The sequence below is a fragment of the Streptomyces nogalater genome (genome assembly GCF_039532885.1).
GTDB classification, from domain to species: domain Bacteria; phylum Actinomycetota; class Actinomycetes; order Streptomycetales; family Streptomycetaceae; genus Streptomyces; species Streptomyces nogalater.
In genome coordinates this window covers 21,741-33,381 of record NZ_BAAASM010000072.1, presented here as the reverse complement: position 1 = coordinate 33,381, position 11,641 = coordinate 21,741, and the positions used below count along the sequence as shown (strand labels likewise).

The 11,641-nt window shown below is 71.1% G+C and carries 11 protein-coding genes; 8 read left to right on the top strand and 3 right to left on the bottom strand.

Features of this window, described 5'->3' with window-relative positions:
- The 3 genes from ABD350_RS35610 to ABD350_RS35600 form a co-directional block, all read left to right on the top strand.
- A partial coding sequence (locus ABD350_RS35610; protein ID WP_344353245.1) for an AIM24 family protein occupies nt 1-979 on the top strand: 979 nt, incomplete at its 5' end.
- Between the two features lie 11 nt (nt 980-990).
- Entirely contained in the window at nt 991-1,671 is a 681-nt protein-coding gene (locus ABD350_RS35605; protein WP_189999417.1) for an AIM24 family protein, read from the top strand.
- A 17-nt stretch (nt 1,672-1,688) separates the two neighbouring features.
- Nucleotides 1,689-2,444, top strand: a complete 756-nt coding sequence (locus ABD350_RS35600; RefSeq protein ID WP_344353242.1) for an AIM24 family protein — start codon at nt 1,689-1,691, stop codon at nt 2,442-2,444.
- A 62-nt stretch (nt 2,445-2,506) separates the two neighbouring features.
- On the opposite strand, the gene ABD350_RS35595 is transcribed toward ABD350_RS35600, so the two are convergent.
- Both ABD350_RS35595 and ABD350_RS35590 read right to left on the bottom strand, forming a co-directional pair.
- A complete protein-coding gene (locus tag ABD350_RS35595) occupies nt 2,507-3,028 on the bottom strand; it encodes an NUDIX hydrolase (protein WP_344353241.1) in 522 nt (173 codons plus the stop codon).
- Nucleotides 3,025-4,470, bottom strand: a complete 1,446-nt coding sequence (locus tag ABD350_RS35590; protein WP_344353239.1) for a zinc-dependent metalloprotease — start codon at nt 4,468-4,470, stop codon at nt 3,025-3,027. The genes ABD350_RS35595 and ABD350_RS35590 overlap by 4 nt, the downstream gene beginning before the upstream one ends.
- 190 nt (nt 4,471-4,660) lie before the next feature.
- Between ABD350_RS35590 and ABD350_RS35585 the strand changes: the two genes are divergently transcribed.
- From ABD350_RS35585 to ABD350_RS35570, 4 genes are all read left to right on the top strand, one after another.
- A complete protein-coding gene (locus ABD350_RS35585) occupies nt 4,661-5,773 on the top strand; it encodes an SDR family oxidoreductase (protein WP_344353237.1) in 1,113 nt (370 codons plus the stop codon).
- 159 nt (nt 5,774-5,932) lie between these two features.
- Entirely contained in the window at nt 5,933-6,391 is a 459-nt protein-coding gene (locus ABD350_RS35580; RefSeq protein ID WP_344353235.1) for a molybdenum cofactor biosynthesis protein MoaE, read from the top strand.
- 113 nt (nt 6,392-6,504) lie between these two features.
- Nucleotides 6,505-6,678: a hypothetical protein gene (locus ABD350_RS35575; RefSeq protein ID WP_167345758.1), complete on the top strand. Its 174-nt coding sequence runs from the start codon at nt 6,505-6,507 to the stop codon at nt 6,676-6,678.
- Between the two features lie 50 nt (nt 6,679-6,728).
- Nucleotides 6,729-7,826, top strand: a complete 1,098-nt coding sequence (locus ABD350_RS35570) for a YlbL family protein (RefSeq protein ID WP_344353233.1) — start codon at nt 6,729-6,731, stop codon at nt 7,824-7,826.
- Nucleotides 7,827-7,939: 113 nt separating this feature from the next.
- On the opposite strand, the gene ABD350_RS35565 is transcribed toward ABD350_RS35570, so the two are convergent.
- Nucleotides 7,940-8,482 (bottom strand): PPA1309 family protein, encoded by a 543-nt coding sequence (locus ABD350_RS35565; protein ID WP_344353232.1) that lies wholly within the window; start codon nt 8,480-8,482, stop codon nt 7,940-7,942.
- 164 nt (nt 8,483-8,646) lie between these two features.
- Here ABD350_RS35565 and ABD350_RS35560 point away from each other — a divergent pair, with 164 nt between their 5' ends.
- Entirely contained in the window at nt 8,647-11,628 is a 2,982-nt protein-coding gene (locus ABD350_RS35560) for a UPF0182 family protein (protein WP_344353249.1), read from the top strand.
- Nucleotides 11,629-11,641 lie beyond the last annotated feature (13 nt).

Below are 11,641 nucleotides of genomic sequence, written 5' to 3'. Positions count from 1 at the left end.
CCCGCCCCCGGCGCCCGCGCCGAACGTGCACCTCGCCCCCACGGTCGTCGCCCCCCTCACCCCGCCCGGCGGCACCGTCCCCCCGCCGGCCGCGCCCGCGGCCCCCGCCCCCACGGCTCCCGCGCCCTACGGCCAGCCGCCCCAGCAGCCGTCGTACGGCGGCCTGCCCAGCGCGCCGATGCCCCCGGGGTACGGCGGGCAGCCCGCCCCGTACGGAGCCGGCGCCGGTCAGCCCGCCCCGCCGATGCCCCCGGGCTACGGGCAGGTACCCGGTCAGCCCGCCGCCTACGAGGTGCCGCAGGGCGCGCCCCAGGGCGGTGCCGGGGTGACGGCCGCGCTCCAGGCGTTCAAGGAGACGCCGACCGGCCAGCGCTGGACCCAGCAGAACAAGACGCTCGTCCGCGTGGACCTCGGCCTCGGCGGCCAGTCGGTGCTGGCCCGGCAGGGCAGCATGGTGCTCTACCAGGGCAAGGTCGACTTCGGCTACAAGGGCGCCGGTTTCATGGGCCGCGTCGTGGGCAACGCCACCGGCCAGGAGATGCAGCTCATGCGCTGTTCCGGCCAGGGCCAGGTCTTCCTCGCCGAGAACTCCGCCCACCTGCACCCCGTCGAGCTCCAGGGCGACGCGATCTGCGTGTCGGCGGAGAACGTCCTCGCCTTCGACGAGAGCCTGAGCTACGAGGTCCGCCGGATCGAGGGCCACGGCATCCCCGGCGGCGCGCTGTTCACCATGCAGTTCCAGGGCACCGGCACGATCGTCGTCAAGACGCACGGCACGCCCGTGGTGCTGCCGGTCACGCCGACCACCTTCGCCGACTGCAACGCCGTCGTCGCCTGGTCGGCCGGCTCCCAGGTGATCGTCTCCAGCCAGGTCCGCATGCGCCGCAACGCCTACCCCGGCGACACCGGCGAGAGCGTCAACCTCCAGTTCCGGGGCGCGCCCGGCAACTTCATCGTCGTCCAGCCGTACGAGGTCTGAGGGAGCCCGTCATGAACCAGCCGCTCGCGGGCTTCGCCCCCGCACCCGTCACCGCCCGCATGGAGAACCACGGCAGTCACATGCTGAAGGTCGCCCTGCAGACCGGCAACGACCTCCTCGCGCGCGTGGGGTCGATGGTCGCCTACGAGGGCTTCATCCAGTACGAGCCCAACCCGCCGGCCGTCCGCCAGATCGCCCGCGACTGGGCCACCGGCGAGGGCGCGCCGCTGATGAAGTGCTCCGGCGACGGCCTGCTCTACCTCGCCGACTACGGCGCAGACGTCGTCGTGATCAATCTCAATGGCGACGGCATCTCCGTCAACGCCACCAACCTCCTCGCCTTCGACGCCCATCTGACCTGGGGCGTGGAGCGCGTCAAGGGGCTCGCGAAGTTCGCCGGCCAGGGCCTGTGGAACACGAGGATCTCCGGCCAGGGCTGGGTCGCGCTGACTTCCCGGGGCACGCCGATCGTCGTGGACTGCGGGGGCGGCGAGGACGAGACGTACGTCGACCCGGACGCGCTCGTCGCCTGGTCGCCGAACCTGAAGGTGAAGGGCAAGCGCAGCTTCAAGGCGCAGTCGCTGATCGGCCGGGGCAGCGGCGAGGCCTACCAGATGGCCTTCTCCGGACAGGGCATCGTCGTCGTCCAGCCCAGCGAGGACAGCACCGACCGCCTCCGGATCCGGGGCTGAGGGGGAGCCAGAACACCATGCAGAGCCCGCTTTTCGCGCACAACGACCTCCAGACCCAGGAGCGCTGGAGCCTGCAGAACGCGCAGATGCTCCGGATCACCCTGGACGGCCACGACGACCTCCTCGCCCGCAAGGGCACCATGGTCGCCTACCAGGGGCTGGTCGAGTTCGACGCCGAGTACCAGGGCAACCGGCAGGCACGCGCGCGTGCCCGCACCGGCGAGGGCCTGGACCTGATGCGCTGCCACGGCCAGGGCACGGTCTACCTCGCCAACCTCGCCCAGCACGTGCACCTCATGGACGTCGAGCAGGACGGGCTGACCGTAGACAGCTCCTACGTCCTCGCCATGGACTCCTCGCTGCACCACGAGGTCATCGCCGTCGACAGCCTGTACGGCATCTCCGGCTCCGGGAAGTACCAGCTCAACATCACCGGGCGCGGCAGGGTCGCCCTGATGACCTCGGGCGTCCCGCTGCTGATGCGGGTCACGCCCGACAAGTACGTCAACTGCGACGCCGACGCGATCGTCGCCTGGTCCACCGGGCTGCGCGTGCAGATGCAGGCCCAGACGCACTCCTCGGGCGTGTGGCGCCGGCGTGGCAACACCGGTGAGGGCTGGGAGCTGAGCTTCCTGGGCTCCGGGTTCGCACTCGTCCAGCCCAGCGAGCTGCTGCCGCCGCAGAACGCCGTGATCGGGCAGGGCCTCGCCGCCCAGTTCGGCATGGGCCAGCAGGGGGCGCGCGGTCAGAACCAGGGCAACGTCTGGAGCTGAGCCGGACCCGGGTAAGGGGCGACCGCCCAGGCGGTCGCCCCTTACCTCTCGTCGGTGACCCGTCAGAGCCGGGCGCGCGTGGCCTCCAGCAGACGCAGGACGGACTCGTCGGCGACCCCGGCCACCTCGTCGTAGGCGAACCAGCGCAGGTCGAGGGACTCCTCGCTGATCTCCTGCACCGCGCCGGGCGGGGCCAGCACCGCGTACTGCACGTCGAAGTGCCGGTTGCAGGGCGCCGGGATCGGGTGCCGGTCCAGCCGTACCGGACCGCCGGGCAGCAGGGTCAGCCCGTCGATCCCGGACTCCTCCGCCGCCTCCCGCAGAGCCGCCGCCTCCAGCGTCGGGTCGCCCGGCTCGCAGTGACCGCCCATCTGGAGCCACATCCGCAGCTTCCGGTGCAGCGTGAGCAGCACCCGGCCGCGCCCGGGGTCGACGACCAGGGCACTGGCCGTGATGTGACCGGAGTCACAGGACTTCCACATGCCGTCCGGACGGGCCGCCAGGTGGTCCAGGTACGACTGGCGCAGCTCCTCCTGGCCCTCGTACCCCTTCAGGACCAGGACCGCGTCGTCGTACAGGCTCACTCGGTGTCGTCGCCCTCGGTCTCGTCGTCGTCCTTCTTGCGCAGGTCGGGCTTGCCGTGGTCGCCGCCCGCCGCCTCACCCAGCATCTTGTCCAGCTCGGAGAAGTCCAGGTGCTCGCGGTGCACGAAACCGTCCGGGTCGTCCAGGTCGGTCGCGGTCGGCAGCATGTCCGGGTGGGCCCACAGTCCGTCCCGGCCGTCGACCCCGCGCGCGTCCGTGAGCGAGGCCCACAGCCGGGAGGCGTCGCGCAGCCGGCGCGGACGCAGCTCCAGGCCGATCAGCGTGGCGAACGTCTGCTCCGCCGGGCCGCCGGACGCACGCCGGCGGCGCAGCGTCTCGCGCAGCGCGTCGGCGGACCCCAGGCGCGGTTTCGCGGCGGCGTGCACCACCGCGTCCACCCAGCCCTCCACGAGCGCCAGAGCGGTCTCCAGACGGGCCAGGGCCGCCTTCTGCTCGGGCGTGTCCTCCGGCTGGAACATGCCCTGCTGGAGCGCGTCCTGCAACTGCTCGGGGTTCTGCGGGTCGAACTGGCCGACCACGTCCTCCAGCTTGGCCGTGTCGACCTTGATGCCGCGCGCATAGCCGTCGACCGCGCCGAACAGGTGCGAGCGCAGCCACGGCACATGCGCGAACAGACGCTGGTGGGCGGCCTCGCGCAGGGCGAGATAGAGCCGCACCTCCTCCTGCGGCACGCCCAGGTCCTTGCCGAACGCCTCCACGTTGGCCGGGAGCAGGGCGGCCTTGCGGGCCGGGCCCAGCGGCAGGCCGATGTCGGTGGAGCCGACGACCTCGCCCGCGAGCACGCCCACGGCCTGCCCGATCTGCGTGCCGAACATGGCGCCGCCCATCGAGCGCATCATGCCGATCAGCGGGCCCGCCATGGCCTGCATCTCCTCCGGCAGGACGTCGCCCATCGCCGCGCCGACCCGCTCGGCGACCGGGTCGACCAGCTCCCGCCAGGCGGGCAGGGTCGCCTCGACCCACTCCGCCCGCGACCAGGCCACCGCCGAGGCGGAACCCGACGGCAGGGACGTCGCGTCGTCCAGCCACAGGTCGGCCAGGCGGACGGCCTCCTCCACGGCCCGGCGCTCGGACGGGCCGACGCTGGCGTCCTTCGTGCCGTTCGGCGCGCCCTGGGCGACCGTCTGGCGGGCGATCTGCTTGGCCATGTCCCAGTTCACCGGCCCGCCCTCGTACGACAGCATCTGGCCGAGCTGCTGGAAGGCCGCTCCCAGGTCGCTGGGGTTCAGGGAGCCGAACATGGCTGCGAGCGGATTGTCTGCGCCGGGGCCGCCAAAGCCGCCGGCTCCGGGCAGGCCGCCGAAACCGAACGGATTGGCCGGTCCCTGCCCACCACCGCTCTGCTGGTCCTTCTTCTTGCCCTCGTCGCCGTCTTCCGGCTCCTCCGGCGGAAGGCCGAAACCGAATGGGGTGTCACTCACGGGATTCCTCGGCTGGTAAGGCCACCGGTTCTTCCGGCGGCGCGGCTGCCCGACAACACCACCCAGCGTAGACACCCGGGCCCGATCGGGCCTCGGTGCTTCGCCTGCGGAAGGCCTGCGGCAGGATGGATGCACCTGGTACGTACGCGTCACTCGCGCGTGTACTGAAGACAACCGCTGGAGACGCCCGGTGAGTTCCCCAGATCCGCAGGTTCGCGCAGCGCGAAACCGTTCAACCTCTTCCGCCGTGCGCGGACCCGTCGTCGCGGTGACCGGCGCGGCCGGCGGGGTCGGCGCCCTGCTCACCGAGCGGCTCGCCGCCTCCGAGGAGATCAAGCGGGTCGTCGCCATCGACGAGCGGCGCGGCGAGTGCGCCGAGGCCCGGTGGCACATCCTCGACGTGCGCGACCCGGCCATCGCGGACAAGCTGCGCGGCACCGACGTGGTCGTCCACCTCGCCCTCGACCTCGATCTGGAGACCGACCCGGCGGCGCGCACGGCCTACAACGTGCGCGGGACCCAGACCGTGCTGACGGCCGCCGCGGCGGCCGGCGTGCACCGGGTGGTGCTGTGCACCTCGGCGATGGTCTACGGCGCGCTGCCGGACAACGAACTGCCCCTGTCGGAGGACGCCGAGCTGCGCGCCACCGCCGAGGCGACCGGGGTCGGCGATCTGCTGGAGATCGAGCGGCTGGCCCGGCGCGCGCCGCGCGCGCATCCGGGGCTGAACGTCACCGTGGTCCGGCCGGCCGTCCTGGTCGGCGGCACCGACACCGCGCTGACCAGGTACTTCGAGTCCCCGCGGCTGCTGGTCGTGGCCGGGTCGCGGCCCGCGTGGCAGTTCTGCCACGTCGAGGACCTGTGCAGCGCCCTGGAGTACGCCGTGCTGGAGAAGGCCGACGGGGAACTGGCCGTCGGCTGCGACGGATGGCTGGAGCAGGAGGAGGTCGAGGAGCTGAGCGGGATCCGGCGCATGGAGCTGCCGTCGGCGGTCGCCCTCGGCGCGGCGGCCCGGCTGCACCGGATCGGGCTCACCCCCTCCCCGGCGGGGGACCTGGCCTACACGATGTACCCCTGGGTGGTCAGCGGCAGCCGGCTGCACGACGCCGGATGGCGGCCGAAGTGGACCAACGAGGAGGTGCTGGCGGAGCTGCTGGAGGAGGTGTCCGGGCGGCGCACGGTCGCCGGGCGGCGGCTGGGCCGCAAGGACGCCACGGCGGCCGGGGCGGCGGGGGCGACCGTCGCCCTGCTGGGCGCGGCGGCCGTCGTACGGAGGGCCCGGAAGGCCCGGCGGCGGGTCTGAGGCCCGGCGCACGCCCCTTGGCGGCGGAACCGGCGGGACCCGGCAAAACCCCGGTGGGACGGGCGGGACCACCCTTGTAGAAGCCTCCGAACCGCCCACGCGCGCGTGCTGCCGAAAGCCGTATTCCCCGATGCCGGACCCGTGGGGCACGATGGGCACATGGCACTCACGAACGACCACCCGGGCGAGCGGGCCGCCGAGGACCCCGTCAAGCTGATCGCCGTCCGGGAGACACCGCTCTCCGTGGACGAGGTCTTCCGCGCCGTCGGGGACGCCGCGGCCGGGGGCATCGCGCTGTTCGTGGGCACCGTACGCAACCACGACGGCGGCGCCGGCGTGGACGCCCTCGGTTACTCCTGCCACCCCAGCGCCGAGGCCGAGATGCGGCGGATCGCCGAGAAGGTCGTCGCCGACCACCCCGTGCGGGCGCTGGCCGCCGTCCACCGGGTGGGTGACCTGCGGGTCGGGGACCTCGCCGTGGTCGTCGCCGTGGCCTGCCCGCACCGCGCGGAGGCCTTCGACGCCTGCCGCAAGCTCATCGACGACCTCAAGCACGAGGTGCCCATCTGGAAGCACCAGAAGTTCTCCGACGGCACCGAGGAGTGGGTCGGCGCGTAGCACTGTCGGACCCCTCCGGTTGCGTAACCGGCCCCCTCGCGTGAGCGTTGTCCCTACGGATGGTTAATCTGCTGATCAGTCAGTTGCGGACGCTCATGGCGTAGGAGGTCGGCATGGGGGTGCTTGTCTGGCTGCTGATCCCGCTGGTGGCCGCGGTAGGCGGCGGACTGTGGGGCAGTTGGGCCAACCGGACCCGCAAGGTGCGCGGCGACGGCCCCGAGCTGGACGGGTACGCCCGGTTCCGCGAGGCCATGGAGAAGCCCCGGCCGGGTGCGCGCGGCGCGTGACGTGGGTGCCCTGACGGCGCGCCGACAGTGCCGTCCCGTACTGTCGTGGCATGCCACGCCGCACCGTGACGATGCTCGCCTCGACCCTGATGCTGATCGCGCTCCTGTGCGCGGGAGTGCTCATCCCCGTGCCGTACGCGGAGATGTCCCCCGGCCCGACCGTGAACACGCTCGGGGAGCACGACGGCGAGCCGGTGCTGCAGATCTCCGGGCACAAGACGTACCCGGCCGACGGCCACCTGAACATGACCACCGTCCGGGTCACCGGCGCCGACTACCGGATGAACCTCGTCGAGGCCGTCTACGGCTGGCTGGCCCACGACAGCAAGATCGTCCCGCACGACACGCTGTACCCGGACGGCAAGACGGAGGAGCAGTCCAGCCAGGAGAACGCCGAGGAGTTCAGCCAGTCCCAGGAGAGCGCCAAGGTCGCCGCCCTGAAGGCGCTGCACTTTCCGGTGAAGTCCTGGGTGATCGTCTCCACGGTCGTCAAGGGCTCCCCGGCCGAGGGCCGGCTGCACGCCGGTGATGTGATCAAGGCCGTCGACGGAACGGCGGTCAGGCAGCCGGCCGACGTCGCCAAGCTGGTGACCAAGCGCAAGCCGGGTCAGGACGTCGTCTTCACGATCGTCCCCGCCAAGGACCAGGCCGCGGCCGAGAAGGCCCACAAGGAGGCCGCCGGCACGCGGAACGTGACGATCACGACCCGGGCCTCCGACGACGGCGGTGCCAAGCGGGCCATCGTCGGCATCTCCGCCGGGACCGACCACACCTTCCCGTTCACCGTGGACATCAAGCTCGCCGACGTCGGCGGGCCCAGCGCCGGCCTGATGTTCGCCCTCGGCATCTACGACAAGCTCACCCCGGGCAGCCTCACGGGTGGCACGTTCGTCGCCGGCACCGGCACCATCGACGACGACGGCACGGTCGGCCCGATCGGCGGCATCGAGATGAAGACCGTCGGCGCACGCGCCAAGGGCGCCCGGTACTTCCTCACCCCGGCCGGCAACTGCGCGTCGGCGGCCAAGGACACCCCGGACGGACTCACCCTGGTCAAGGTCAAGACCATCGGCGACGCGCTCGACGCGCTCCAGGACATCCGCGGCGGGGACGTCGCCGCCCTGCCGAAGTGCGCCGCCAAGGGCTGAGCGGCCGGGACACGGCTGGGGGCGCCCCCATGGAAGAGGGGCGCCCCCAGCGCCGTACCGCCGACGCCGGTCGCCGGCACCGTACCGCCGGCGCCGTACCGCGGCGGACCGGATCAGTCCGCGAACGTCGCCGCCAGGGCGTCCGCCAGGCCCGGCACCAGGTCGGGGCCGGTGAGGACCTCCGTCGGGGAGTCCTTCTCGCGCAGCCGCAGCGCCGACTCGCGGCTGCCGTCGCGCAGCACGGCCACCGTCATGCGGACCTCCTGGCGCTCGGGGTGCCGGGCGACCCACTCGGCCAGCCGGGCCTCGTCCAGGTCGGAGGGCACCTGGGCCTCGGCGGACGGCGGCAGCATCAGCCGCTCCACGGTCAGGGCGCAGCCGACGACCGCGTCGGGCCAGGCGATGGTGGCGAGGAACTCGTCCAGCGGCTTGCCGGAGGGGACCTCGTCCTGCTCGATCGGGGTGAGACCGGCGGTCTCGGGCTCGTCCTCAAGGCCCAGCTGGGCCGCGAGCGAAGGTTCCTGAGCCCGCAGCCGTGCGGTGTCTACAAGGGCGAAAAGGCGAGCGGCCTGGTCCCAGCCGAGGCCGGAGACGTACTCGTCGATTTCGAGTACGGCCCGGGTGAGCGGGCTCGCCGCCATGGGAGTGTTGGACATGGTCACAATCCTGCCTCGTTCCCGGCCGGAATCGGGAACCGAGTAAACGGTGAGTAAGTTGCATAGGTGTGGGCCCGCGGTCACGGGGGGCCACGAGGGGCCCGCGAACCCGAGGGCCTGACGGAACGACAGCGAACTTCGAGGGGCGCACCTTGGCTTTCCAGATGCCGGACCGCGGCGGAGGCCCGACGGGGCCACGGATCAGGGCGGTCCGCCCCTCCCGGAAGGTCCGGGCCCTGCTCGTGACCCTGGGGGTCCTCGCCGCCCTCGGCATGGTCTTCACCATGTTCGCGGGCTTCTGGACGGACTGGCTCTGGTACCGGTCGGTGCACTACTCGTCCGTGTTCACCACCACCCTGTCCACGAAGATCGGGCTGTTCTTCGTGTTCGGCCTGCTGATGGCGGCCGCGGTCGGCCTCAACATCTGGCTCGCGCACCGGCTGCGGCCCCCGCTCAGCGCCATGTCCATGGAGCAGCAGAGCCTGGACCGCTACCGCATGGGCATCGCGCCGTACAAGAAGTGGGTGCTGCTCGCCGTCACCTGCCTGGTCGGGCTGATCGCGGGCGCCTCGGCGGCGGGCCAGTGGCGGACCTGGCTGATGTGGGTGAACGGGGTGCCCTTCCACCGGAAGGACCCGCAGTTCCACCTCGACGTCTCCTTCTACGCCTTCGACCTGCCCTGGTACCGGTTCCTGCTGGGCTTCGGCTTCGCCGCCACCATCCTGTGCCTGATCGCCGCCGCGCTCACCCACTACCTGTACGGCGGGCTGCGCGTCACCAGTCCGGGCGCCCGGGCCACCGCCGCCGCGACCGGCCACCTGTCGGTGCTGCTCGGCATCTTCGTCGCCCTGAAGGCGGTCGCCTACTGGCTCGACCGGTACGGTCTGGCGGTCAAGTCCAGCGACTTCAAGGCCACCGACAACTGGACCGGCCTGCGCTATGTCGACGCCAACGCCTATCTGCCGGCCAAGACGATCCTGTTCTGCATCGCCGTCATCTGCGCGCTGCTGTTCTTCGCCACGCTGTGGCGGCGCACCTGGCAGCTGCCCGTCATCGGCTTCGGCCTGATGGTGCTCTCGGCGATCCTGATCGGCGGCCTGTACCCGGCCATCGTGCAGAAGTTCCAGGTGCAGCCGAACGAGCAGGCCAAGGAGGCGCCGTACGTCCAGAAGAACCTGGACGCCACCCGCGAGGCGTACGACATCGACGACGCCAAGGTCACCGGGTACAACGGCGAGTCCACGACCAAGAACAAGCGCAAACTGCGCGACGACGTGAGCGACGCGGCGAACATCCGGATCATCGACCCGAACATCGTCTCCCCGACGTTCCAGCAGCGTCAGGAGATGAAGAACTACTACGGCTTCCCGGACAACCTGGACGTCGACCGGTACCCCGGCGAGGACGGCAAGGAACAGGACACGGTCATCGGGCTGCGCGAGCTGGACCTGGCCGGTGTCACGAAGCACAACTGGATCAACGACCACTTCCGCTACACGCACGGCTTCGGCGTGGTCGCCGCCAAGGGCACCGAGGCCAAGGGCGGCGAGCCGGTCTTCACCGAGTACGACCTGCCGTCCAAGGGCGACCTGGGCAGCTACGAGCAGCGGATCTACTACGGCGAGAAGACCACCACCTACTCGATCGTCGGCGGTCCCCAGGAGGAGATCGACTACTCCGACAACGACGGTGAGAAGCCGACCCGGTACCGGGGCCGCAGCGGCGTCAACCTCGACAACCCGGTCAACCGGGCCGCGTACGCGCTGACCCTCAACGAACCGCAGATCCTGTACTCGGGCGCGATCGGCAAGGGGTCGCGGATCCTGTACAACCGCACCCCCAAGGAGCGCGTGGAGGCGGTCGCCCCCTGGCTGACCATCGACGGCGACGCGTACCCGGCGGTCGTCGGCGGCCGCATCCAGTGGATCGTCGACGCCTACACGACCACCAACGGCTACCCGTACTCCTCCCGTACGACCCTGGGCGATACGACGGCCGACTCGCTGACCGCGACGAACAACTCCCGCGCGGTGGTGGCCCAGCAGAACCAGGTCAACTACATCCGCAACTCGGTGAAGGCGACGGTCGACGCCTACACCGGTGATGTCCGGCTCTACCAGTGGGACACCAAGGACCCGGTGCTGAAGACCTGGATGAAGGCGTTCCCGGACACGGTGCAGCCGAAGAGCGCGATCTCCGACGACCTGATGGACCATCTGCGCTATCCGCAGGACCTGTTCAAGGTGCAGCGCGAACTGCTCACCCGCTACCACGTGACGGACGCCGAGACCTATCTGACCGCCAGCGAGGTGTGGCAGGTGCCCAACGACCCGACCAACAAGTCGGGCAACGCGGTGCCGCCGTACTACCTGAGCATGAAGATGCCGGACCAGAAGAAGCAGGCGTTCTCGCTGTCGACGACGTTCACGCCCAGCGGGCGGGACAACCTGGCCGCGTTCATGACCGTCGACGCGGAGGCCGGCACGAAGGACTACGGCAAGATCAGGATCCTGAAACTGCCGACCAGGACGACGGTCGACGGCCCCAAGCAGGTCCAGAGCAAGTTCAACTCGAACGAGAGGATCGCCTCCACGATCAAGCTCCTGAGGGGCGGTGACTCCGACATCGAGTACGGCAACCTGCTGACCGTGCCGCTGGACGGCGGACTGCTCTATGTGGAGCCGGTCTACGTCCGCGGTGGCGGACTCAAGATGCCGCTGCTGCGCAAGGTGCTCGTCACCTACGGGAACAAGACCGAGTTCGAGGACACCCTCGACCAGGCGCTCGACAAGCTCTTCGGTACGAAGAGTCCGGCCACCAAGCCGCCGGGGCCGGGTACCGGCAATCCGCCCGACACCAGCGACCCGACGGTCAGGCAGGCGCTCCAGGACGCCCAGAAGGCCTTCGACGCCGGGCAGCGGGCGCTGCAGGACGGTCCGGACTGGGACGCGTACGCCAAGGCGCAGAAGCAGCTCCAGGAGGCGCTGAAGCAGGCCGAGGAGGCCCAGTCCAAGACGGACGACAAGGCCGACGACAAAGCCGGCGGGAAGACCGACGGCAAGGCCGACGGCAAGGCCGGGGACAAGGCCGACGGCAAGGCCGGCGAGAAGGACGGTGAGGAGACCGGCGGGAAGAACACGAGTTGATCTAGACGTCCCC

Coding starts and splice junctions, on each gene's coding strand:
- ABD350_RS35605 (WP_189999417.1), top strand. CDS start 991: ATGAACCAGCCGCTCGCGGGCTTCGCCCCCGCACCCGTCACCGCCCGC.
- ABD350_RS35600 (WP_344353242.1), top strand. CDS start 1,689: ATGCAGAGCCCGCTTTTCGCGCACAACGACCTCCAGACCCAGGAGCGC.
- ABD350_RS35580 (WP_344353235.1), top strand. CDS start 5,933: ATGGCACTCACGAACGACCACCCGGGCGAGCGGGCCGCCGAGGACCCC.
- ABD350_RS35575 (WP_167345758.1), top strand. CDS start 6,505: ATGGGGGTGCTTGTCTGGCTGCTGATCCCGCTGGTGGCCGCGGTAGGC.
- ABD350_RS35570 (WP_344353233.1), top strand. CDS start 6,729: ATGCCACGCCGCACCGTGACGATGCTCGCCTCGACCCTGATGCTGATC.
- ABD350_RS35565 (WP_344353232.1), bottom strand. CDS start 8,482: ATGTCCAACACTCCCATGGCGGCGAGCCCGCTCACCCGGGCCGTACTC.
- ABD350_RS35560 (WP_344353249.1), top strand. CDS start 8,647: ATGCCGGACCGCGGCGGAGGCCCGACGGGGCCACGGATCAGGGCGGTC.